The 25,071-nt window shown below is 42.6% G+C and carries 20 protein-coding genes and 1 pseudogene; 9 read left to right on the top strand and 12 right to left on the bottom strand.

Going from position 1 to position 25,071, the window contains the following annotated elements:
* The first annotated feature begins 454 nt into the window (after positions 1-454).
* The 3 genes and pseudogenes from AXW61_RS08865 to rluB form a co-directional block, all read left to right on the top strand.
* Positions 455-1,249: a segregation/condensation protein A gene (locus AXW61_RS08865; protein ID WP_062034053.1), complete on the top strand. Its 795-nt coding sequence runs from the start codon at positions 455-457 to the stop codon at positions 1,247-1,249.
* Positions 1,249-1,836 carry an SMC-Scp complex subunit ScpB gene (gene scpB / locus AXW61_RS08860; protein WP_062034052.1) on the top strand — a complete coding sequence of 196 codons (588 nt, stop codon included), beginning with the start codon at positions 1,249-1,251 and terminating at the stop codon, positions 1,834-1,836. The genes AXW61_RS08865 and scpB overlap by 1 nt, the downstream gene beginning before the upstream one ends.
* Before the next feature lie 41 nt (positions 1,837-1,877).
* Positions 1,878-2,729, top strand: a pseudogene (rluB, locus tag AXW61_RS08855) (23S rRNA pseudouridine(2605) synthase RluB); the annotation flags it as partial.
* 419 nt (positions 2,730-3,148) lie between these two features.
* Here the strand turns inward: rluB and AXW61_RS08850 are convergent.
* The 6 genes from AXW61_RS08850 to AXW61_RS08825 are packed head-to-tail and all read right to left on the bottom strand — an operon-like array spanning position 3,149 to position 12,649.
* Positions 3,149-4,879: an ABC transporter ATP-binding protein gene (locus tag AXW61_RS08850; protein WP_062034051.1), complete on the bottom strand. Its 1,731-nt coding sequence runs from the start codon at positions 4,877-4,879 to the stop codon at positions 3,149-3,151.
* Positions 4,880-4,889: 10 nt separating this feature from the next.
* A complete protein-coding gene (locus AXW61_RS08845; protein WP_062034050.1) occupies positions 4,890-6,035 on the bottom strand; it encodes an ABC transporter permease in 1,146 nt (381 codons plus the stop codon).
* A 7-nt stretch (positions 6,036-6,042) separates the two neighbouring features.
* Positions 6,043-6,981, bottom strand: coding sequence for an ABC transporter permease (locus tag AXW61_RS08840; RefSeq protein ID WP_004695335.1), 939 nt, complete (start codon positions 6,979-6,981; stop codon positions 6,043-6,045).
* A gap of 11 nt (positions 6,982-6,992) precedes the next feature.
* Positions 6,993-9,008, bottom strand: coding sequence for a M3 family metallopeptidase (locus AXW61_RS08835; RefSeq protein WP_062034049.1), 2,016 nt, complete (start codon positions 9,006-9,008; stop codon positions 6,993-6,995).
* A 24-nt stretch (positions 9,009-9,032) separates the two neighbouring features.
* The gene (locus AXW61_RS08830) at positions 9,033-10,841 is read right to left on the bottom strand and encodes an ABC transporter substrate-binding protein (protein WP_062034048.1); all 1,809 of its coding nucleotides are present in this window, start codon (positions 10,839-10,841) and stop codon (positions 9,033-9,035) included.
* Between the two features lie 17 nt (positions 10,842-10,858).
* The gene (locus AXW61_RS08825; RefSeq protein WP_171254062.1) at positions 10,859-12,649 is read right to left on the bottom strand and encodes an ABC transporter substrate-binding protein; all 1,791 of its coding nucleotides are present in this window, start codon (positions 12,647-12,649) and stop codon (positions 10,859-10,861) included.
* Positions 12,650-13,403: 754 nt separating this feature from the next.
* On the opposite strand from AXW61_RS08825, the gene AXW61_RS08820 reads away from it, so the two are divergent.
* The 5 genes from AXW61_RS08820 to AXW61_RS08800 all read left to right on the top strand — a co-directional run bounded on the left by AXW61_RS08820 (position 13,404) and on the right by AXW61_RS08800 (position 18,720).
* Positions 13,404-16,085, top strand: coding sequence for a TonB-dependent receptor (locus AXW61_RS08820; RefSeq protein ID WP_062034046.1), 2,682 nt, complete (start codon positions 13,404-13,406; stop codon positions 16,083-16,085).
* A gap of 141 nt (positions 16,086-16,226) precedes the next feature.
* Positions 16,227-16,925 carry an energy transducer TonB gene (locus AXW61_RS08815; RefSeq protein WP_004695319.1) on the top strand — a complete coding sequence of 233 codons (699 nt, stop codon included), beginning with the start codon at positions 16,227-16,229 and terminating at the stop codon, positions 16,923-16,925.
* 34 nt (positions 16,926-16,959) lie between these two features.
* Positions 16,960-17,841, top strand: a complete 882-nt coding sequence (locus AXW61_RS08810) for a MotA/TolQ/ExbB proton channel family protein (protein ID WP_062034045.1) — start codon at positions 16,960-16,962, stop codon at positions 17,839-17,841.
* Positions 17,842-17,859: 18 nt separating this feature from the next.
* Complete coding sequence (locus AXW61_RS08805) at positions 17,860-18,285, top strand: biopolymer transporter ExbD (RefSeq protein WP_062034044.1); 426 nt, start codon at positions 17,860-17,862, stop codon at positions 18,283-18,285.
* Positions 18,286-18,303: 18 nt separating this feature from the next.
* On the top strand, positions 18,304-18,720 hold the full coding sequence (locus tag AXW61_RS08800; protein WP_062034043.1) for a biopolymer transporter ExbD: 417 nt from the start codon (positions 18,304-18,306) through the stop codon (positions 18,718-18,720).
* Between the two features lie 63 nt (positions 18,721-18,783).
* On the opposite strand, the gene bioD is transcribed toward AXW61_RS08800, so the two are convergent.
* The 5 genes from bioD to AXW61_RS08775 form a co-directional block, all read right to left on the bottom strand.
* On the bottom strand, positions 18,784-19,428 hold the full coding sequence (gene bioD / locus AXW61_RS08795) for a dethiobiotin synthase (protein WP_062034042.1): 645 nt from the start codon (positions 19,426-19,428) through the stop codon (positions 18,784-18,786).
* Complete coding sequence (gene bioC / locus AXW61_RS08790; protein WP_062034041.1) at positions 19,425-20,204, bottom strand: malonyl-ACP O-methyltransferase BioC; 780 nt, start codon at positions 20,202-20,204, stop codon at positions 19,425-19,427. Before bioC ends, bioD begins: the two co-directional genes overlap by 4 nt.
* Before the next feature lie 7 nt (positions 20,205-20,211).
* Entirely contained in the window at positions 20,212-21,369 is a 1,158-nt protein-coding gene (locus tag AXW61_RS08785; protein WP_062034040.1) for an 8-amino-7-oxononanoate synthase, read from the bottom strand.
* The gene (bioA, locus tag AXW61_RS08780; RefSeq protein ID WP_062034039.1) at positions 21,366-22,685 is read right to left on the bottom strand and encodes an adenosylmethionine--8-amino-7-oxononanoate transaminase; all 1,320 of its coding nucleotides are present in this window, start codon (positions 22,683-22,685) and stop codon (positions 21,366-21,368) included. Before bioA ends, AXW61_RS08785 begins: the two co-directional genes overlap by 4 nt.
* A 105-nt stretch (positions 22,686-22,790) precedes the next feature.
* On the bottom strand, positions 22,791-23,537 hold the full coding sequence (locus AXW61_RS08775) for a hypothetical protein (RefSeq protein WP_062034078.1): 747 nt from the start codon (positions 23,535-23,537) through the stop codon (positions 22,791-22,793).
* A gap of 154 nt (positions 23,538-23,691) precedes the next feature.
* Between AXW61_RS08775 and AXW61_RS08770 the strand changes: the two genes are divergently transcribed.
* Positions 23,692-24,261, top strand: a complete 570-nt coding sequence (locus AXW61_RS08770; RefSeq protein ID WP_062034038.1) for a peroxiredoxin — start codon at positions 23,692-23,694, stop codon at positions 24,259-24,261.
* A 101-nt stretch (positions 24,262-24,362) separates the two neighbouring features.
* Here the strand turns inward: AXW61_RS08770 and bfr are convergent, their stop codons facing one another.
* Positions 24,363-24,827, bottom strand: a complete 465-nt coding sequence (gene bfr, locus AXW61_RS08765; RefSeq protein ID WP_062034077.1) for a bacterioferritin — start codon at positions 24,825-24,827, stop codon at positions 24,363-24,365.
* Positions 24,828-25,071 lie beyond the last annotated feature (244 nt).

The raw sequence follows: 25,071 nt of genomic DNA, 5'->3' as shown, positions 1-25,071 counted from the left end.
ATGAATCTTTTCCTTGGCGTCAACTGACCTATTTACTTGAGCTTCAGCTACTCTCTTCACTCATTCAAACCATCTATCAAATAAAAGCGTTGCCCTCACTATTCTAATCTCAATAAATCTGTATCGCCCATCTACCTATCTGCAGTAAATCGATTATTTTGCAAACTACAGGACTATGCCCTAAGTGTGCCAAGTTCTCTCAAACCCACCCCATTTCTGCAAATTTAGCTACGACATCAGTGGATAAAAAGCATCACACAAATAAATACTCTATATTTATTTACAGCTTTTTTTGTTATTTGGTCGGTGAAATCATGTATTCACACCGCAATTTGTTTTACACTAAGCCCTATTAAAATTATGTATTTTTTAAATCACCTCTACTTTTTCTCCTAAGTACTGATTCGAAAAAACATAATCATGCCTTTGAAAATTCGCGTGGCCAATAACTGTAATGAATCAATCCGTCCATAATGCCATGGAAGATCTTCCACAAATCCGTGTTATGGATGAGTGGCATGACTCCATCCCCGAGGATTTATATATTCCTCCCGCTGCATTTGAAATTCTTTTAGAGCATTTTGAAGGACCACTCGACTTTCTGATTTACCTGATTCAAAAAAACGGCTTTGACTTATTACAGTTAGATATTGCCCCGATTGCAGCGCAATACCTGTCTTATATGGATGCCATGAAGTCGCTGAACATTGAGCTGACAGCAGACTATATGGTGATGGCCGCACTCTTAGCTGATTTAAAGTCACGTTTGCTGTTGCCAAAAGCACCCAATACAATCCAAATTGAAAAAGATCCAAAACAAGAGCTGATTGACCGTTTAGAAACTTATCTCCGTATTAAACAAGCGGCTGAACGCTTGGGGCAAATGCCTATATTAGAGCGAGACACCTTCTCAACCAATGTCAGCTTAGGCCAAACTCTAGACAATAATGACGGTCATGATGTGCAACAGCTGCGTGATGCACTGTTCTGCGTGTTTAACCGACCTGAGCCGATCACCCATCAAATTGCACAAGAACCCGTTTTACTTGAAGAACGTATGGCTTTTATTGAAAGTAAAGTCGCTTCAGGTGAAGTTTTAGTTTTTGAATCTTTGCTGCGCCCCATCCAAGGTCGCATGGGCATGGTTGTGACGTTTATGGCCATTTTAGAGTTAACCCGTCAGCAACGTATTCAAATTGTGAGTTCAGGTGTTGAAGCACCGCTTTCGATACAAGGAGTCAAAAAATAATGTTAGAACAAACCGCTCCTGTAACGAATGAAGACAACTTGCATGAAGTGTTGATGCAATTAGAAGCGATTATTTTTGCCAGTGATGCACCTGTTTCACTTGCACGATTGAAAGAATCGTTCCAAAATCAATATAGCAAACAAGATTTACGCCAGTTTTTACAACAACTTGCCATGCTACAGCATGGTCGTTCGATTGAACTGATTGAAACTGCTCAAGGTTTTCGTTTTCAGGTTCGAGCAAAATACCGTCAAATGGTTGCACAAACGTGGCCAGAGCGACCAACTCGTCTCTCGCCATCGCTACTCGAAATGTTGGCCGTGGTTGCTTATCATCAACCCGTCACTCGAGCAGATATAGAACAAATTCGAGGAGTCTCAAATAACAGTCAACTGTTACGCACGTTATTTGATTGGAACTGGATTAAAGAATCTGGTTTTCGTGAACTCCCAGGAAGACCTGCGTTGTTAGTTACGACGCCCCAATTTTTAAATGCATTTGGCCTAAATTCTTTAGGTCAGTTGCCTCCCCTGCAGGATGCCAAGGAAGCTTTTATGGCGCTCGATGCGAATGCACCGAAGTCGTAAATAGGTGAACTGTTGATGATAATTTCTAAGGTTATGCTGTCATGAGTGAAAAGTTGCAAAAGGTACTCGCACGAGTTGGTTTGGGTTCTCGCCGTTATATGGAAGAAGTCATTGCCGCTGGTCGTGTGAGTGTCAACGGCCAAGTTGCCCAAGTAGGCGAACGTATTGAACCAGGTGATGAGCTTCGCATCGATGGTCGTAAAGTATCGTTCCAAATTGAAGATGAAATTCGTCGTCGTGTTCTGATTTACTATAAACCAGAAGGCGAAATTTGTTCACGTAACGACCCTGAGTCACGTCCAACGGTATTCGATCAATTACCTGCAATCGCGAATGATCGCTGGGTGATGGTAGGACGTCTGGATATTAACTCAACAGGTCTACTGTTGTTCACAAATGATGGCGAACTCGCGAATCGCTTGATGCACCCATCAAATGAAGTTGAACGTGAGTATGCTGTACGTGTTATGGGTGAAGTGACGCCTCAAATTAAGAACAACATGCTCAAAGGTGTGGTGTTAGATGATGGCCCAGCGAAGTTTGAGTCATTCTCTGAAATTGGCGGTGAAGGGATTAACCGCTGGTATCAAGTGGTGGTAAAAGAAGGCCGTAACCGCGAAGTACGTCGTATTTTTGAATCGCAAGGTTTAAAAGTCAGCCGTCTACTCCGTACACGTTATGGCACGGTTATTTTACCACGCGAACTACGTACGGGTCGTTGGATGGAGTTGGACAAAAACGACATCGACAACTTAACCAAAGCGGTTGAGCTAAAGCCGCGCCAAGGCACTGGTTTATACGGCATGGCAAAACGTCGTACTGAACGTATGCAAGAAAAACCAATGGCTGCGCGTCGTGGTGGTTTCTTACGCCAACAGCGCCGTGACAATGAAGATGAAGGCCAACAACAAGCGAAGCCAGCTTTCAATCGTGAACGCCGTGAAAATCCAAATGGACATAGCCAACGTCGTCAGGACAATGCACAAACTGGTTATGGTCAACGTGAACCACGCCAAAACTCAGGCTATGCACAACGTGACAGCCGTCCAGAGAACTTTGGCAACAAAGGCACTTATGGTCAACGCGACACGCGTGATGAAAATGCGCCACGTAAACCTTTTGGAAATAAAGGCTTTAAAAAGTTTTAATTTTTAAAGTCAAAATTTGAGCCACTTTCGAGTGGCTCTTTTTATATGTGTTTACGCTGCAATAATCACTTTCTATTCTGTAACACGAACAAGCTGCAAGCTCCTCATAAAAAACGCCCAACCTATTGAGCGTTTTTATTCTCCCGCCAACAGCCACCACCCATTCATGACACACTTTGTGGAATAGCACTGAGTAAGCGTTTGGTATATTCGTGCTGCGGTGACTGGTACAAATCATCTGAATTGGCTATTTCCACCAAATCACCATGGTTCATCACCATGATTTGATCTGAAATATATTTCACCACTGATAAATCATGTGAAATAAAGATATAACTCAGTCCAAATTCATCCTGTAAATCTTGTAGCAAATTCAGTACTTGGGCTTGTACCGAAACATCCAATGCTGATACCGACTCATCACAAATCAAAACCTCAGGTTTTAAAGTTAGACAGCGGGCAATAGCAATACGTTGACGCTGTCCGCCTGAAAACTCATGTGGATAACGATAAAAAGCCTGTGCAGGTAAGCTCACGCGTTCCAACAAGTCCAAAGCCATCTGTTTGCGTTCAGTATCATCCGCCCCGATACGATGCACTTGCATCGGCTCCATTAAAATCTGCCCGACAGTAAAACGAGGATTGAGTGATGCATAGGGATTTTGGAAAATGATTTGAATCTTGCGTTGATACCGAGCAAACTCTTTTTCTGACATGGCCAAAATATCTTGACCTTCAAACAGCGCTTTTCCTCCTGTCGCCGCCTGTAAGCGCATCAGCAATAATCCGATGGTCGTTTTCCCCGAACCAGACTCACCCACCAAGCCCAAAGTCTTGCCTTTTGCCAGTTGAAAACTCACGCCTTTGACCGCTTGAAATTCCTCTTTTCCGAATAGTCCTTTACGACTATAAAATGACTTTTTAAGGTCACGCACATCTAAAATAACCGCTTCTTGGCCAGTTAAACCGCGAGATCTTTGTTGAAGTGACTCGACATCGATAGTATGCGTCTCAATATAGTCATCACCCTTTTGCTGCATGAAATCACTGATCATGGGCAAACGCATGGGACGTTTAGATAGTTGCGGACGGCAGTGCAACAATGCTTTGGTATAGACATCTTGAGGGCGTTCAAGCACATCTTTAACCCAGCCTTGTTCACGAATTTGACCATGCCGCATCACAATTACCTGATCGGCAATTTCCCCGACTAAAGCCAAATCATGGGTAATAAACAGCATCGACATTTGGTGCTTCTTCCGCAATGACTCCAGCAAATCTAAAATTTGCTTTTGAATAGTGACATCCAGTGCTGTTGTCGGTTCATCCGCGATCAAGAGTTTGGGTTTACACGCAATCGCCATGGCAATCATGACGCGCTGCTGCTGCCCACCCGACAACTGCCCCGGATAAGCATCAATTTTGGTTTCAGGAGATGGAATCCCAACTTCTACCAAGAGTTCCAAAGCACGTGCACGCGCCTGCTTACGACTCATACCCAAATGTAACTGCAAAATTTCTGCAATTTGTGAACCTACCGTAAACACAGGATTCAGTGATGACATCGGCTCTTGAAAAATCATGGCAATATCTTTGCCGCACTTTTTCCGCATTTCACGGCGAGGTAAGTCGAGTAGGTTTTTCCCCTCAAACAGAATTTTACTGTCCAAAGCAATTTGACTACTTTCAGGAGGCAATAGTCCCATGGTCGCTAGCGATGTGACCGATTTACCACTGCCAGACTCCCCAACCAAGGCCACAGTTGTATTCACTGGAATACTAAAACTGATGCCTTTGACCGTTTCAATGTACTGCTTTTCTTCATTTTTAAAGCTGACACGCAAGTTTTCCACCTGAAGTAAGGCTGGCGCTGTCATATGATTGAGTTCAGACATTCTCATGCTCCTATTTCAGTTTCGGGTCTAATGCATCTCGCAGTGCATCGGTAAACATTGAAAATGCAGTGACCAGAACAGCCATCGCCACAGATGCAGCCGCTAACTGCCACCACTTGCCTAAAATCAATTCACTTTGCGCCTCATTCAACATGCTGCCCCATGACACCACACCGACAGGGACACCAAAACCTAGGAAGCTCAAAATCACTTCTGACTTAATAAAGGCCACCACTAAAATTGACATTTGAACCAGTGCAATATGACTGACATTGGGAAATATATGCACAAAGATACGTCGGCTATGACTCACTCCAATCGCTTTTGCCGCCAGCACATATTCCCGCGAAGTATGCTTCATATATTCGGCACGAATTAAACGATATACTCCCGTCCACCCCGTTAAACCCAAAATCAAAACAATGGATAAGACGCCTTTTTGTTGTAGTACTGCAGCAATCGCTAAAACCAAGAGCAGATAAGGAATCGAAGTAAAAATGTTATAAAACCAGTTCAAGACATCATCGACCCAGCCACCAAAGTAGCCCGAAATTGCACCTAGAACGGTACCAATCACGACAGCAAGAAAAGCTGCGACTAAGCCCACAATAATTGATGTTTCTGCGCCTTTAATGGTTTTCAGTAAAACACTTTGTCCCCATTTGTCGGCACCTAAAATCAGGCTTTGCTTGAGTTCCGCTTGCTGATCTAGTAAATGACCATCCAGCGCTTGGTCAATCGCTTTCATGTCTTCAGCTAAAGGATCAACAACCCCATAGTAATCAATAGCACCACCTACACCCTGTTCAGCAGCAATTTCTGCGTTGAGCTCACGAATCACATCTTTTAAAGGATCGACAGGGTTTTCAGGCACAGCCGCTTCGACTTTTTGTGTTTCACTTTGCGTAGCAGGTATCGCTGCTGCACCGATAAACGTAGGCGGTGCATAACTCACCGCGACTTCTTTATTCCAGTCTTTTGCAATCAATCCTGTGGATGACAAAATTAACAGCACCAAATAAAACAGTACGATTAGGAGGGAAAACATGGCGATTCGATCGCGCTTTAAACGGCGCATGGCGAGTTGCCATAGCCCTGTAGATGCTGTTGTAGGTTCAGCAGTATCTGGTTTTCTTTTAGTGAGAACACTGAGCATAATTCACCTACTTCAACTGTACACGTGGATCGACCCATTTATAAATCAAATCGGCAATCAAGTTGAAAAACATCGTTGCGAGAGCAACGTACACAGTAATGGCTTTAATCACAGGAAAATCACTACGCTCTACCGCAATAATCACTTCACGACCAATGCCCGGAATACCAAAGAAACGCTCAATCAAAAATGCACCAATCAGCAAAGCAGGCAAACTTGCCATCACGTCTGTAATAATTGGAATCGAGGCATTGCGTAGCACATGCACACCTAAAATGCGCCGTTCGCCAATTCCTTTGGCACGTGCAGTACGAACATAGTCTTGATTGACTTCATCCAAAACAAAACTACGATACAACCGTAAAGTCGGGGCAATACTGACCACCAACATGATCAGAATAGGTAATAAAGCATACTTAAACAGGTTTTCGCTAAAGCTATCACTCCAGCCTTGGACTGGAAACCAGCTCAGCTGATAGGCAAAGACATACTGAAAAACAATGATATACACCAAGATACTGATCGACATGCCAATCGTACACAGCATCATCACCATACGATCCGTTAAACTGCCGCGTACCGCTGCTACCGCCAAAGCCAACACAATAGAAATGATGGTTTGTAAGATCGTCAGTGGAATGAGCAAAGTCAGTGAAGGCCCGAGTCGTGTCGTGATGATTTGCGATACTGACTCTCCTGTACTCCAACTTAACCCATAATCAAAAGTCAGAATCTGTTTGATGAAAATCCACAGTTGCACATAATAGGGCTGATCGACCCCAAGCTGCTGTCGGATATTTTCAATCTGTTCAGGGTTCGACATTTTCCCTGCCAAAATATAGGCAGGGTCGCCACCGACCCAGTTAAACAAGAAGAAAATCAGCAGCACCACCCCAAGCATGGTCGGGATCATTTGCCAAATTCGACGAATAATATATGCCAGCATAAAAATGCCCCTTATTTCACCCGTTGACCAGTAATTTCATCGAAAAAGGCTTTGTTATCAGGTTCACGACCCAAAAAGTCTTTGACCAATGCTTTGGCAGGTTTTTGACCGCCTTGGGACAAAATCGTTTGACGATAGTGCTGTCCCACTTCAGGGTTATTTAAGTTATCACCAAAGGCTGAAAGCATGTCCAACGCCATCACTTCTGACCACATATAGCCGTAGTACCCCACTTGATAACCACCCATGATGTGACCAAACTGCCCTGGAAACTCGGTGGTTGGAACATAGCCCAAGGCCGTTGCGCCTTCCATTTTTTCCCAAACCTTTAAGGGCTGAACCTCTCGTGCATCACTGCCATGTAGCGCCATGTCATACTGCGCATACAACGTCTGACGAGCATAATGCAAACCACGCCCATAACTATGCACTGCATTGAGTTTAGTAATCAACGCATCATCCACGCGTGGGCAGTCAGGTTTGCAGTAGTCTGCCACCTTTGACAAAGTCTCTTTACGTCGCGCCCATTCTTCATACATTTGTGACGGCGCTTCAACAAAGTCCCGTTCAACCGAAGTTCCTGACTGAGATGAAAAGCGTGTGTTGGATAAAATGCCATGCAACGCATGACCAAACTCATGTACAAAAGTTTCTAACTCATCACTATTTAAACCATTGCGGTTAAAGTTAGTGACCAGTGCTGAAATCGGTTTGCGCCCAGTTAAGCTACTCCCGCCATAAACACCCCACACAGCAGCATGTCCATATTTACCTTTACGTGGAAATTTATCCATATATAAGCCACCGAGCAGTTGCCCTGTTTTGGCATCGGTCACATCGTAATATTCCACTTCATCTTGCCAAACTTCGACTTTGGCAGGCTTAAATTTGATGCCATACAGGTTTTCAGAAATGGCAAATAGCCAGTCTTGAGAGGCTTGCGTTGGAAAATACTGACGTAGTTGCTCTTGATCGACCTGATACTTGGCTTTGCGTAACTTTTCACTCCAATATGCTTCGCTCCAACGCTCAATACTGGCTTGCTCAACAGGGATATTTAAACTTTGCGCTTTAAACTCACGTAGAGTTTGGACTTCCTTCTTCTCTAGGGGTGCTACGGTAGCATGTACCTCTGCCAAGAATTTATTCACGGTTTCAGGCGTTTTCGCCATCCGGCTTTGCAATACCCACTCGGCATAACTGGACTTACCAAACAGTTTGGCTAACTCATAACGTAAGTCCATGGCTTGCTTCAGCAGCACTAGATTTTTCTCACCGCCACGTCGGGTAAATGCAATTTGATAACGCTTACGTGCATCATCGTTATCTGCCAACTCCATAAACGGACGATAATCGGGATACTCAAAACCGAGTAAATAATTGCCTTTATCATTTTTCTTTAAGCCGTCGATATAACTTTGTGGTAGGCCTTTTAGCTCATCAGGGGTAAATTCGAGTTTTTCAGGATTATCACGTACATTACGTGCGTACTCTTGTTCAATTTTTGCCAGTTCATCAAAAATCTCTTTTAAGCGTGCTTGTTTATCTGCTGAAAGCTGTATCCCTGTTTTTTCAAAACCTTCCAAAATATCTTCACGGAACTTGGCTTCAATTGGATCAGCAATTTTTATTTTCTTAATTTGTTGATACAGCTTTGGATTTTGATACACATCGGTTTGGAATTGGCTAATTTTAATTTCACAGTCTTCAGCCGCTTTACGCAGTGCTTCATCAGGGTCAACATTGCTATACAAACCAATCGGGCCGTAAAAATCTTCAAATGATGCAAAAATACGATCCCATTCAGCCAATATAGGCGCTGCTGCCGTTTCGTTTTTAAGGGGCTTATTTTCAAACGTTTTAAGTTGCTTTTTCACATCCGCAATTTTGGCATTACACATTGCAGGGATGTCTTTAGCTTGAAAGCTGGGTAATGTTTGGCGCGGTGCTGTTTCCGCCAAAGCCATCTGACTCATCCCTAGGCCCAACATGCACAATGCAGTGAATTTAAAATGTTGCTTTTTCATCATGACTCCAGTTTTGTTTAATTTCTATTTCTTCAAATCAATATCGATATACATCCACTCTGCGGGCAGTATGGGATGCTTTTTAAAACCAATCACACGCGGTTGTGCCAAGATATTGCGGTAACGCGCGCCAATCACCTGTACAGGCATATACACCTCCAACAGGCGTGACATTTTGGCGTAGATTGCATCGCGCTCTGGGCTTGGTGCCATCTTTTGTGCTTGTTCATATAGGCGGTCATATTCAGGAATTTTGACGCAGCCATTGTTGGTGATCTTGATGTTTTTGCCATAAAACAGCTGCATAAAGTTATCTGCATCTGGGTAGTCTGCAATCCATGCTGATGCTTTAAACATGGTTTTACATTGTTTTTCTAATTTCAAAGCTTCAGCAAAAGGCATCGACTTGGTGGTCATTTTAATTTTGATACTGTCTAAGGTTTTCTTCCAAAACTCAGCCTGTTGTTGACTGCGTAAATTATTGCCCGAAAGCGTCATCTCAATCACCAAAGGTTTGCCATTCGGCTGAGTACGCCAACCATCCGCAGCTACTTTATAGTGATAACGATCTAACAATAAATTTGCCGCTTTGACTGAGTAAGGAATACTGCTTCGATAATTGGGATCGTAGCCCACCACACCACTTGGAATCGGTGCTTGCAGTTTTTGCGAATCGCCTTTTTGTAAAATATTGATGTAATTATCGGCTGAAAAAGCCATCGCCATAGCACGGCGTAAGGCAATTTTATCTTTACTTAAGCCGCCGACTATTGGGTTTTGCATGTTCCAATAATGATAGTCAATCGAAGGATCGGTGATCCGTGACAGCTGTACACCTTTCTTAACCAATTCCGGTTTAAGTTTTCCATCTTGCAAGGCTTGAACCGTCAGCTCACCATCTAAGGCAAACAAATCCACTTCATCTTTAATAAAGGACAACCATCGCGACTGACCTTCTTCCATCACCTGAATATCAATCTCGCCAATTTGCGGCATCTTTTTGCCTTGCATGGCTTTGACGATCTTTTGGTCCTCAGGCGTACTGGCCTTAAAGTTCCAAACAAAACTTCGGAAATCAGGGTTAGCCTTTAAAATAATCCGCGAACCCGGCGTCCAACGACTGAGCATATACGGCCCCGTTCCTATTGGATGCCCCATCACAAAACCCGCTTTGTCACGATATTTTTCGATGACTTCCCGTGCAACCGCACCTGCAGGCTGATGCGCAAGCAGCATTGGAAAGTTCTGATCTGGGCTGGTCAGGCGAATAACCAAGGTATAACGGTCTGGTGTTTGTAAACCAGCGACAGATTGGTCGTAATTAAATTTTCCCGTTTTCTGCGCCTGTTTCAGCAAAGTGTCCATCCCTAAGATTCGCCCATCGAGCAGCCAACTGTTAGGTGAACGCAAACTCGGATCCAGTAAGCGTTTAAAGGTATACACATAATCAGCCGAGGTCAGCTCACGCTTTTTACCTTTAAACACTGGGTCAGCAGCAAAATAAATCCCCTTTTGCAGACGAATGGTGTAGGTCAATCCATCCGCACTCACCTCGGGTAAAGCCGCAGCTGTTCGTGGCACCAATTTCGCAGGTGAGGCCAAATAATCATAGGTAAACAAAGTTTCAAAAATCGAACCATTGACATGCGCCGAGTACAAGTCATGCACACCCGCAGGGTCAAAGCCTGTTTCAGCCACAGGAAAAACATAACGTAAAACTTTTTTCGGGTCGGCAGGACTTTGCGCAAAACTGGAAACTGAACTACTCAGCAGAATGCTGCCTGCCAAAATTCCCAAACCCCATCGTTTCAATTTCTGATTTAGATTTCTCATTTTGTTCTACATCTCAATTATTTTTTTATGGGCTGAATATCCAAATACTGCCAGTTGGTGTTCATCATCGGATGTGCTTTAAAACCCTGAACTTGTGGATGTAACAACCAATTTCGAATACGACTGTTATGAATAATCCATGGATTATCGGCTTCAATTTGACGACTGAGTTTTTCATAAAATGGCAAACGCTGAGGTGGTGGGAGTGCCATTGCTTGTGTATAAAGTGCATCATAGGCTTTGGACTGGTAGCAACTGAGATTGCCCTGAGCCGAATTGGGCCCATACAGCAGCTGGGCAAAGTTTTCCCCTTCAGGATAATCGGCAATCCAAGCCCCACCCCAAATCATGTATTTACATTGCATCGCTGCTTTTAAATTGTCAGCAAAGTTACTCACCACAAAGTCAGCACGCAGACCAATCGCATCTAAATTTTTCTTCCATAGTTCAGATTGAATCACCGAACTGGAACTGTTTTCAGTCATAAACTTGAGCGTTAAAGGCTGACCATTCGGTAGTCGGCGGTAACCATCTGCTCCCTTCTTATAACCGAAATGATCCAGTAATTTATTCGCCAAAAGCGGGTTATAGGCCACACTACTCCGATAATTCGGATTAAAGCCTTGTACCCCCTCAGGCACCAACATCTCCGACTTCACCGCCTGCCCTTTATACAGTTGTTTAATCGCTTCTGCTTGGTTATAGGCCAGACTAATCGCACGTCTTAATGCAACTTTTTCAAGCCCAAAACCACCCACTGTAGGGTCTTGCATATTAAACATGGTATAGGTGATTTCAGCATCTTTATTGGGGAAATGTTGAATACCCTGCTTGACCAGTTCAGGTTTGAGTTGTTTGCCATTTAAAGCCTGTGGTACCGCATTGGAAGTCAGTTTGTCAAAGTCGAGTTGTCCCGATTTGAACGCGAGCCAGCGAGACTGTTCTTCTTCAATAATACTGACGCTGACTTTGCCGATTTGTGGCATTTTTTTGCCTTGCATCTCCTTGACCAGACGGTTGTCCCAACTCGAACCTGTAGATTTAAAACTCCATGTAAAACCACGATATTTCGGGTTGGCCACCAGTTCAATACGACTCCGCGGTACATATTTACTCAGTTGATAAGGCCCTGTTCCCACGGGATGTTGCGCGATTCGGTCCCCATAAAACTCCACCACTTCCCGCGCTGTTCCACTAAATGTGGCGTAAGCCAAGATATACGGGAAATTATAGTCAGGACGAGTTAATGTGATTTGTAATGTGTATTTATCGAGGGCTTTTAAACCCGGAATCGCGGCATCATAATTAAACTGGCCTGTTTTCTTGGCTTGAGCAACAGCAGCATCGCCACCGACAATTTTGCCTTCAATAAATGAATAGGTCGGTGAGCGGTTTTTCGGATCCATAATCCGCATCATGGAATAAATATAATCCTGCGCCACCAACTCTCGCGACTTGCCTTTGAAGGCAGTGTCATCGCTAAAATAAATATTGGGCTGAATTTTAAAGATATAGACTTTGCCCTCTTGTTCTATTTTTGGCATCGCCACTGCTGTATTTGGAACCAATTGAGCGGGGCGCGCCAAATAATCGTATTTTAAAAGTGGTTCAAAAATGGCTTGGGCAATACTACCACTATAAAAATTATAGGTTTTAACCGTATCAAAACCATCATCAGGCGCTTCATAAGCAATATTTAATACTTTGTTTGGATCTGCAGGCGACTTTGCATAGGCAGAAAAGCCAAAACCCATCGCAAGGGATAAAGCAGCAAGCTTCAGTTTTTTTGAATTCAAGTTCATACCTATACACATCTTTTTTTTAAGCAAGGTGATCTCATGCCATCCATGTTCAATGTCAGTGTTTTATTTTTAAGACAACACTGACAAAAACTTAAAACATAAACCCATGTTTTATAAATTAAATTTTAATTATCAAAATTTAAAAAACGGTCATGGGCAAATATTCACCTCTGCAACAAAGCGAATATCATGCCACGCCTATTTTTTTATCATTCTAATTTAACATTTTGTAAGAAAAATATATGGATATTAATTAGTTATAAATGAGAGGCTCAACTCACATCGGAACATTTTGCCAATTAGTAGCTATTTTTAAACATTCAGTTTAAATAAACTATTGCACAGATTTAATACACCAATGATTCAAATTCGAACATCTAAAGAAATACAAAAAACCAAATAAAATATCTCAAGTATTTATTTATTAAAGATAAAAATTAATATTTCAGTATAATTACTAATAAGATTTTGTATTAAAAATTCAAAAATTCACGACTCATTTTTGATCACTTATTATATGAATAATCATTTTATGATTATTTTTTAATCAATTTATAAGTAATTTTTTGCCATTTTAAATTTTTAAATTCTAGAAAAATGAAAACAAGTTACACAAATCTATCTAAATAATAAAATAAAACAATATTTTCCAATAACTTAATTCACAGTCTTTTGTCTATCCCTGAAAGTTGGCATTTGCCTTGCACTCCCTCAGCACAGCAATACCGCTAAATATAGAAAAAGAAGGGTTGAATTTACGATGCAAAAAAACAAACTTGTTCGATCTATGGGGACCCCAACCATCAGCAAATCAATACTTAAACTAAGTACCCTGACTTTAAGTATGATGTGTTTGTCTTTAGCTCATGCAGAAGAAACCGAAAGCTCAGTCTCAGCAGAACCAACTAAAAAAGTTGCTAAAGTGACTGTCACTGGCTCCTCTATCAAAGGAGTTGCAGCTCAAAGTTCTTCACCCATTACCGTCATTAAAGTTGAAGAGCTTGCGCAACAAGGCGTCACAACTGCCGAAGAAGCTTTAACCAAAATCAGTGCCAACCAAGCGGGTTACACAACCGCGCAAAACGTGGGGGCAAGTAATACCTCTGGTTCAACAGCTAACTTGCGTGGCCTAGGCCCAGACAAAACCTTAGTATTATTAAACGGTCGTCGTTTGGCTTATAGCCCTTTTAGTACCTCTGAAACCAACCTCAATACGATTCCTCTAGCAATGGTTGAACGAATTGAAGTCCTTCGAGATGGTGCATCCGCGGTATATGGTGCGGATGCCATTGCTGGGGTGATCAACTTCATCACAAAAAAACAATATGAAGGTTTCGGTATCAGCAGCGGTGTACTCAAACCCGAAGAAAAAGGGGGGGAAGAATACGATGTCTCTATCTTTGGTGGCTATGGCGACTTAGACGAACAAGGTTTTAACGTATATGGCGCAATCAGCTACCAAAAGTCTAAAGAAATTATGGCCAAAGACCGTAAAGTTAGCCGTCGTGGTGGGCTTTTACCTGAATTAGGGATCGATGCTGGCTCTGCGAATGGTTTTCCTGCTAACTTCTATGACCCAACCAGTGGTGTATTAACCAATCCTTACGGTAATGCCAACTGTAATAACACTCCTAATGTCGTTGCGGAAGATGGTCTGTGTTTTTTAAACACTCAAGCCTTGATTGGTATTCAACCAGAAACAGAAGACTTATCGGCCCTAGGGCGTGCAACGTTCAAACTCAGTGACCAATTCAACGCCATTGCTGAATATGTATATGCAAAAAATGAAGTCACTACCTCAATCGCACCCGATGTCTATAGCCGATCTGTGACACTTCCCAAAGGAAGTCAATATTATCCAGGGGAAGGTATTACTCCTGCTGTTCCCGGTTTAAGTGGTGATCCTTTACAACTCTATCTCCGCTCACAAGCGGGTAACCGTGTTTCTAAGACAACCAATGAATCACATCGTATTTTTGCAGGGATTGAAGGTGAAGCATATGGCTGGAACATCGACAGCGGCGTGACCTATGCAAAAGGTAAAGCAAAGGACAGTTTCGTTAGTGGCTATTTAAATCGTAGTCAACTGCAAGAAGGGCTAGATAACGGCACCATTAACCCCTTTGGTCCTTCAGCGGATTCAAGTGTTTGGAATTCATTAGAAGTCAGCGGTACGACCAATGATGCGACCTTAGACTCCACCACCTTTGACTTTACGATCAGCCGTCCAATTTTCACCCTTCCTGCGGGTGACGTGGGTTTTGCCTTCGGCGGTAGCTTTACCACGCAAGACTGGGAAGCAAGGGTAAACTCAGACCTTGTTCGACTTGTCCCAGGTAGTGGCATTGACCCTGACAAACCTATCAGTAAGGGTGACCGTGACATTACAGCCGTTTTCTCAGAGTTACAAATTCCAATTACCTCCACTTTAGAAGCGCAACTTGCAGCACGTTATGATGACTACAGTGACTTTGGCGACACCTTCAACCCGAAAGTAGGTTTACGCTGGGAACCTTTAAAGCAATTAATGTTCCGAAGTACTTACAGCACAGGTTTCCGTGCTCCAAGCTTATATGAAATTAATGCGCCGCAAAGCCAAACTTACACTGGGGCAAAATACGATGACCCTGTGCTCTGTCCAGGTGGCGTAGCAACTTCACCGCAATATCAAACAGAATGTAATACCCAGTTTAAGCGTATGCAAGGTGGTAACTCTGAGCTTCAACCCGAAGAATCAACCACATTTACAGCAGGCTTTGTTTTTGAGCCCCTTAAAAACCTAGTCTTAGCAGTCGATTACTACAATATCGAAATCGAAAATCTTATTGGCTTAACGGGTGAAACTTCCATTTTCGAAGATCCAACCAAATATGCAGATCGCTTTGTGCGAGATGCAGATGGCCGTATCCAATACATCAATACCACTTTAATGAATACAGGTGGCATCAAAACCGAAGGGATCGACATTAGCTTAGATTACCTCACTCCTATGACATCAACAGGTCGGTTTGGCTTTGGAATTAATGGAACTTATGTCATCAAAAATGACTACCAAGAAGAAAAAGATGGAGACTGGGAGGGCTTAGTGGGCGTTTATGATGACCCTGCTGTACTGCGTTGGAAACATACCGCAAACATCAACTGGAGCTACGAAGACTGGAAATTGGTCTTTGAACAGCAATTTTTCCGAGGTTATCACGACCAAAATGCAACAGGTGAAGAAGGCTTTGATAACCACAAAGTCCCCGACTATACCCTCTACAACATTGCAGGCACCTATAAAGGTTTCAAAAACTTAACCCTAACGGGTGGCATCAAAAACCTATTTGATGAAGAACCTGCTGCATCGAATGTTCTCGATAACTTCCAATACGGCTATGACCCACGTTACAGCGACCCAACAGGACGTACTTTCTACGTAAGAGGTACATATACGTTCTAAGCGGATCTGAGCCACAGATTGAAGTATTCAATCTGTGGTGATGTTTATACATGCTCAACTTTAACCAGATATATATGGATTTTCCCAAGTGCAATCCAATGCTTTTAAAAAGTAGATTTGGCTTAAATTTTAGGAGTAATTATGGGCACTACATTTGAAGATTTAGAAAAAAACTCCGCCAAAAAACTCACAGGTATTGGCGTTGTGATTTTCTTACATGTTCTTGTTGGCTTAGTGCTAATGGCAGGTTTGGCAAAAGATATTGTTAAACCCTCAACCGAACCTGTGGAGTTGGTCATTCTGCAAGATATCAAGCCACCTGAGCCTGAACCACCTAAAGAAGTTCCACCAGAGCCACCAAAAATGGTGGAAAAAGTAGCGCAGCAACCTGACCCCAAACCTGTAGAAAAAGTAGTCCCAGTGCAAAAAACAGTTGCTACACCCGTCACTAAACCGACGATAAGCACGCCGACGCCAGTTGCATCATCGCCTTCTCCAAGCCCATCTCCAACCCCAACACCGACTGCCGCTGCTCCATCACCGGCACCCAAACCCACAGGTGTTACACGTGGAGTATCGGAAGGTGAAGCTGGATGTAAAGCACCAAGCTATCCACGCGAAGCAGAGATGAGTGGTATTTCAGGCACCGTACTGATTTCGGTCTTTGTCGATACCAATGGTAAGGCGCAAGAAGTCAAAGTGAAACGCTCAACAGGTGACCGTACTTTAGACCGAGCAGCAACAAAAGCGTATAGCTTGTGCACATTTAAACCTGCAATGAAAGATGGCGTAGCTCAAAGCGCTTGGTTCGACATCCCATACGAATTTGTTCTCGAATAATTGAAAAAGATCAGCCGACATTAGGAGTTACACAATGCAAAAATTAAAAAACTTTACCGCAGCAAGCCTACTTGGAATGAGCACATTACTTCCTCTACAAGCTGTTTTCGCAGAGGAAACAGCTGCGCCCACTACAGCACTAACTACACCAGTCACCACGACTGAAAAAGCAACAACACCTGTTCCCCCACCCTTAGCTGAGAAAGCACCTTCTGCTTCAGAAAAAGTACATAACCCTTATGGCTTAGAAGCAATGTGGAAAGAAGGTGATCTGGTGTCTAAAGTGACGCTGTTTATTTTGGTGATTATGTCGATTGGGACATGGTACATCATCATCACCAAGTGTTTACAGCAAGGCAAAATTCGTAAACAAGGCCAACATGCTGATAAAAACTTTTGGGAAGCAACCTCTCTCGATAGTGCAACTGAAGGTTTAGATGATGCCAGTGTGTATCGCTTTATTGCTGAAAAAGGCATTAAATCCACAAAAAACCATGGTGGAACATTATTAGAGCGTATCGACTTTAATACGTGGGTCACTATCTCGATTCAACGCGCTATCGACAAAATTCACAGCCATTTAAGTGGTGGGCTGGCTTTTCTAGCAACTGTAGGTTCAACCGCACCTTTCGTGGGTTTATTCGGTACCGTTTGGGGCATTTATCATGCGTTAACGGCAATTGGAGTATCGGGTCAAGCATCTATTGATAAAGTCGCAGGCCCTGTGGGTGAAGCCCTAATTATGACTGCAATTGGTTTAGCCGTGGCTGTTCCAGCAGTGCTTGGTTACAACTGGTTAACCCGCCGGAATAAAGCCGTGATGGAAGAAGTTCGTACCTTCGGTTCAGACCTGCATGCTGTGTTGTTAAGTGGTGAAATCAGCACCAACAATCCTGTTAACCGTGACATGAAATAAGAACATGAGGAATCAGCCATGGGAATGACGGTAAATTCAAATGACAGCGATGATGATGTAATCGGAACCATTAATACCACACCATTGGTTGATATTATGTTGGTTTTACTGATTATTTTCCTCATTACAGTGCCTGTTGCGATTCATACCGTGCCAGTCAATTTGCCTGAAGAAAAGAATGTACCTTATGAAACTAAACCTGAAAATATTCAACTCGCAGTCAATAAAAATGGCGATATTTTCTGGAATGAAAGTTACATTGCCGATAAAGCAACATTACTCACTCGGTTACAGACAGAGGCACAAAAGAGACCTCAGCCCGATGTCCACATTCGTGGTGACCAACTTACGCCATACGATGCGATTGACCAAGTCATTACCACTACGCAGCAAGCGGGCATTGGCAAAATTGCCTTTGTCACCACACCGCCCTCTTCACCTTAATCAAAAAAGGATTCAGCTATGGGTATGAATGTTGGTTCCAACCAAGATGATGAAGATGTGATGCTTGATGTCAACATGACGCCTTTGATTGATGTCATGTTGGTATTACTGATTATGTTCATTATCACGATTCCATTGCCAAACAACGCCATTAATATCAACCTCCCGAATGGCACACCACCACCAGTTCAGGAAAAACCACCTGAAATCGTGGAATTACGCCTAGATGCTCAAGGCAAAATGTTTTGGAATGAACACGCTGTGGAGTCCAAACAAGCGCTCGAAGCCTTGTTTCAAACCGTTGCTCAAAAAGCAGATCAAGACCAAATTAAACTCAAAGCTGACCGTGCAACGGAATATAAATACATTGCGATGGTCATGGCCGCAGCGCAACGCCTTGATGTGAAAAAAATTGGAGTCGTGAGTAATCAATAAATAAAACCGTCAAAAAAACCGCTGACAACTTTTGCTGTTAGCGGTTTTTTATGACTCTACAAATTACTTCAACACGGGAATGTCGATCCACAATGCTTGCGGAAAATGTGTCGCCAAATAAGCTTTTAAATAGGTCGCGGTATCTTTAGAAATGAGCTCATCTTGTGACTCATCATTTAAGTTATAGGCTAAAGCGTAAAGCTCTAAACCACGGCTTTTCAGTGCTTCTAAACTTAAAAGGGTATGGTTAATACTGCCCAAACGCCCCGAACTCACCAAAATGACAGGCAGTTGCTTGGCTGCAATATAGTCAATGCTAGGTAAATCTGTGGTTAAAGGCACCATCAAACCACCCGCACCTTCTAACAACACCACCTCATATTTTTCAGCCAGCTGCTGAGTAGCACGCTCGATTTTTGCAAAATCAATCTCACGACCATCAATTTTAGTCGCTAAATGTGGCGATGCAGGATAACTAAAAATTTCAGGCATGGTCAGCTTACTGTCATCTTCAGGGAACCAACCCATACCCATAATTTTACGGTGCTGTTCAATGTCTTCAGAAACATCAACATTGCCCGTTTGCACTAGCTTTTGGGTAATGGTTTTTTGGCCTTGCTCATTCCAAAGCTTGGCTAAGTAGCCCGTGGTATAGGTTTTCCCAATGCCTGTATCGATTCCACTGATAAAGTAAACTGATCCAGTCATGGCATTCTCCGTGCAATACAATAAATAGGGTGATAACTCAGGTGATAATGAATCTGACCTGATGTATCGAGTTGTGAAAATTGTTGATAATCTTGATAAAAGCGTTCAAGCGAGTGCTTGGTCCAGCGAAAGCTAGAGGCAGTTGCCGTAACCCCTGTGGCTTTTAAGTGTTGCAGTATCTGTTTCGGGGTCGCAAAGTCTAAGTACTCAATCTGTTCAGACAAATGCAGAACTTCAAATCCTTGGTTTTGCAATTTTTCCCGTAGTTGATCGAGGTTGACATAATCTAAACCTTGCCCCGTTAAGGTCTTAATCTCTTGTAAATTCCGCTCACCAAAAGTGGAAAAACAAAATAGACCTTGTGGAAGCAGACTGTCATTCGCTTTCTGCAAAACAGCATCAAGATCTGTCATCCACTGTAGTGCAGAGGTCGATACGATCAGTTCTAAATGAGCTGGAAAAACAAGCTGTTCAATATCGCCCAACAACCACTCTATATTTGAATAACCCTGAAAGTGCTGCTGCACCTCGGCATATAAGTCATTCAGTAGATAGTGTGAAATTTGGAAATCTTTCAGCAATAAATGGCTTAAATTTCCTGAACCACAACCAATTTCAAACACCCGCTCAAATTGCGTTTTAGCGGTATAACGTTGGATTAAATTAAAAAGCCGTCGTGCAATTTTCTTTTGCACAATCGCATGCTCAGTGTAACTTTGCCCTGCCTGAGCAAAGCGCAATGCGACTTGGGATTTATCAATCTCTAAATTCTTCACGACTCACTCACAACAACTGAATCAACTGATCTAAATCAGTATGGCGAACTTGAGCGGTCAAGGAAATACGTAGTCTAGAACTATGCTGCGGCACAGTCGGTGGTCGTACAGGCATAATATAAAAACCTGCATGTTGCAAAGCTTTCGCCTTCTCCACCGTTTTGCTCGAATCACCGATGATCACAGGGACAATTTGAGACGTTGAAGGACAAGCAAAACCTTTGGTCTGAACTGCTTGCTGCAAGGTCTGACTGATACTGTGTAAATGCTGTCGTGCGGTCTTTAACTGCAAGACTTGTTGCAAGATAAAGTTGCTCCACGCCATGCAGATCGGCGGTTGTGCCGTACTAAAAATCAATGGACGCATAGTATTGATCAGATAGTCTCGAATCACAGGATGACAAATCAGATAGCCGCCGATTGAAGCCATAGCCTTACCCAAAGCACCAACCAAAAAGTCGATCTCATCAATCACTTGATATTGCTCGACACAGCCCAAACCTTGCTCACCACGCACACCAATACCATGTGCTTCATCGACATAGAGCATGACTTTTTCAAACTGTTTTTTGATGCGGACCAATTCAGCCAAATCGGTTTCGTCACCATCCATACTAAAAATGGACTCCGTCACCACAATGATTCGCTCAAAAGCATCATCGGTATGATACTTGTGTAAAAGTTGAGTCAAATGCGCCAAGTCATTATGGCGATAACGTACAAACTTCGCTGTCGATAAGCGAATACCATCAATCATGCTGGCATGGATTAATTTATCAGCCAGAATTAGAGTTTTACTGTCCGCTAACGCAGGTAAAATACCAATATTCATGTGATAGCCGCTGTTGAATACCAAAGCCGCTCGACCATGAAAAGCTTGACTTAGACTGGCCTCAAACTGTTCATATTCAGGAAAATTACCCGTCAATAAACGTGAAGAAGCTGAACTCATCCAGCGCTGCGCATTCGGTGTTTCATCGAAAAACTGTTCTCGTAATTCGATATTTGCAGCCAATCCTAGATAATCATTCGATGCCAAATTCAACATCTCATGATCATTGATTCGAATCATCCGCCCTTGCTGCACATTGGACGTAAACCGGCGCAAATTGCCTTGCTGTTTAAGGATATCCAACTGCGCTGCAAAATGCTCTACATGCTTCATACTACAGGCTCCTGCATCTGCACCACCACTTCAACCAATTGCTCAAGCAAGGTCTTCAGTTCCTGTGTGGTAATCACATAAGGGGGCATCACATAAACCAGTTTTCCAAAGGGTCGCACCCAAATACCACGGCGGACAAACTCCTGTTGCAAGGTCTTCATATCCACATTAAACGTCAGCTCAACCACACCGATGGCACCCAATACACGAACTTCATGAACATATTCAAGTGACTGCAACGGGGTCAAGGCGGTACGAAGTTGTGTTTCAATGCGTTGAATATTGCTTTGCCAATCTTGTGAAATGAGGAGTTCTGTACTTTTCGCCGCCACCGCACACGCCAAGGGATTGGCCATAAACGTTGGACCGTGCATAAATACGCCCGCTTCGCCTCGACTGATGGTTTCAGCAATATGCTTTGTGGTTAAGGTTGCAGACAAAGTCATATAGCCGCCTGTTAAACCCTTACCAATACACATAATGTCAGGTTCGACCTGCGCATGTTCCCAAGCAAAGAGTTTCCCCGTACGCCCAAAACCCGTCGCAATTTCATCAAAAATCAGTAAAACACCGTATTTTTCGCAGAGCAATTTGGCCTGTCGTAAATACTCAGGATGATAAAAATGCATCCCACCTGCACCCTGAACAATCGGCTCAATAATCAGCGCGGCGATACTTTCATGCTGTCTAGCTAAAGTATTTTCAAGCTCATGAATATCATCCTGATTCCATGCTGCATCAAAGGCAACTTGCGGGGCAGGAACAAAAATACGATTGGGTAAACTTGAGCCAAAAATTTGATGCATCCCAGTGACAGGGTCACAGACCGACATCGCATTCCATGTATCACCATGGTAGCCCGAACGCGGGGTGACAAAATTGGTTTTGTCTTGTTTCCCAAGCGAAGTCCAATATTGAACTGCCATCTTTAACGCTACTTCAACCGCAACAGAACCCGAGTCTGCATAGAAAATTTTATCTAAACTTGGCGGGGTGATTTGCAACAGTAATTTGCCCAGTTGAATGGCCGGATCATGGCTAAAACCACCAAACATAATATGCGACATATTTTGTAGTTGATCTGTCACGGCCTGATTCAATTCAGGATGGTTATAGCCGTGTATGGTGCACCACCACGAAGACATTCCATCAATCAGCTGACGACCATCATCTAACTCAATGGTTGAACCAAAGGCTTTTTTGACTTTAAAAGTGGGGAGTGGATTGGTCATCGAGGTATAAGGATGCCAAATATGTTCCCGATCAAATGCTAAGTCATCCAACTCACCATCCAATTTGGCATTGATCTCAGTCATCCTTAACTCCATATCGACTACAGTTACAGCAAAATTTCAATTTGACTGATCTTAAACCTGCGCGCATCAAAAAGAAATTGCGATATTCGCCACTCAGCGAATTGTTTAATCCATTTTTTGTAAATATTGGCAGATTTTGTCAGTTACTTCATTGGCATGAAAAACTGGAAGTCCATGTGAGCCACTTAAAAGCATCGCATCTAAAAAATTTGCACCTAAAGCTTTTAAATTATCCAAGACTTTGTAGCTAACTAAAAAATCTTGTTTAGCCAGCAGATGGAGTTGATGCCCCGTATAATTTTGTAAGATCTCAACCGTATTTAAATGCTCTAAGCAATTTAGTCCCTGTTTTAACAGATCTAAAGACTGAGGCTGAATCAAACTTTGCAACTGCAAAAAATCTTGCTTGGTGGTTGCCGTCCCTTGGCACACCATAAATCCAAATTTTTTTAAGGTTGCAATCGCATCTGCTTCGAAGGATTGTTTAAAACTTTGAAATGTCGCTGGACTCATTGCAGTTTGCCAATTTTCATACGCCACAAAGCACGGATTTGAAGCCAAAGTGATTAATATTTTTTGCTGTTGATACTGCTGTTCAATAGCATCGACCAATAAAGTCGCTAGTTGCCCCCCCAAAGACCAACCGATAATGACATCAAAATCTTTGGCTTGTTCAGCATGTTGCTGCAACGCCTGTGTATCCAATCCATTAAAAATATTGATCAGCTCAACCATATGCCCTTTGTGCTGCAAAGCATGAGCCAAAGGTTGCAGTAACTTGGTCCCACCACCCCAGCCCGTGATGAGTAAAATACGTTGATTCAATGCAGACTCTAAAACTGTAAATTTCAAACAGTATAAAACCTCAGACTCCGTTGCAAAGCAAGTCATTTGAATGAACAGTAAATTTACATAAATAGTTCAGATTTAGACACCAGAATTTCAGCACTTTAGTGCCTTAAAATTTGCTAAGATCAATGAAATACATTTCTGGACAGCCTACACAATGAAAATAATGCAAATGGCAACGATTAGCTTAATTTCGCTAGGTAGTTTCTGTGCCATCAGTAGCGCCACTTATGCAGCACCAGCTTTTTCAAGCGTTTCATCAGACCAAAAACAATGGGTAGGCAAGCCCGCACCGAGTTTTAAGTTACAAGATCAAAATGCCAAATGGCATGAGCTCAAACAATATCAAGGCAAATGGGTCGTTCTCTATTTTTATCCGAAGGATGACTCGCCGGGCTGCACCCAAGAAGCCAATCAGTTCAAAGCACTCTACCCACAATTTAGCAAAAAAAATGCGGTGGTCTTAGGCGTGAGTTTGGACGATGTACAGTCACATCAAAAATTTTCTAAAAAGTTGGGACTGAATTTCCCTATTTTGGCTGATCACAATCATCAACTGGCAAATCAACTCGGCATCGTGCGGAACTTAGGCATCACGAAAATTGCGAAACGTGAAACCTTTCTGATTGACCCACAAGGTACGGTGGTCTATCACTACAGCAGTGTGAATACCCAAACCCATGCGGGACAAGTATTGGCAGATATTCAAAAATTCTCTAAAAAATAACCCATACAAAAAAGCCTTCGGACATTGATTCGAAGGCTTTTTGATTACTCAGTATGTAAATACACATGCCACCTTTACATAAAACTGGTAGCTGGCATCTCTTACATTTGAGACTGAATGTAGTTTTGCAGACCAATCAACTCAATTAAACGTAATTGTTTTTCTAACCAATAGGTATGGTCTTCTTCGGTATCTGACATTTGTTGACGTAACATATCACGGGTAATGTAATCACCCTTTTCTTCACACAATTTTACGCCTTGTGCTAATTTTTCACGTACATGATATTCAAGCTTTAAATCGGCTTTTAAGCATGAAAACACATCTTCACCAATTTCAACGTCATCACGTTGCATATTCGGTGTGCCTTCCAAAAACAAAACCCGGCGAATGATCGCATCCGCATGCTGTGCTTCTTCTTGCATTTCATGATCGATACGTTCAAAGATTTTGCTCAAACCCCAATCTTCATACATACGTGAATGAATGAGATATTGATCGCGTGCAGCCAATTCTCCACCGATCAACATATTTAAGTAGTCTACGACTTCAGGATTGCCACGCATTTCAAAATCTCCATTCTCTAATGCAACCATTATGGACACATTTAATTCACTTTGCAAAAGATAAATTATGTAAGCTTATGATTTTTATAAAATTAAAATGAGAAACATACGCATTTGCAGTATAAATCATCAAAATAATAGTTATAAAAGAAGCCTTTGCAAAACTTCATCCCTTTTACAAAGGCTTTTTAGGCTTGAACCGCCCTGTGCTTCATTTTGTAACCATTAAAAATGCTTCTTATTT

Origin of the sequence: Acinetobacter sp. BMW17 (assembly GCF_001592855.1) — a bacterium.
GTDB lineage: Bacteria > Pseudomonadota > Gammaproteobacteria > Pseudomonadales > Moraxellaceae > Acinetobacter > Acinetobacter johnsonii.
The sequence above is the reverse complement of the archived record's forward strand: the minus strand, read 5'-3'. Positions and strand labels throughout refer to the sequence as shown.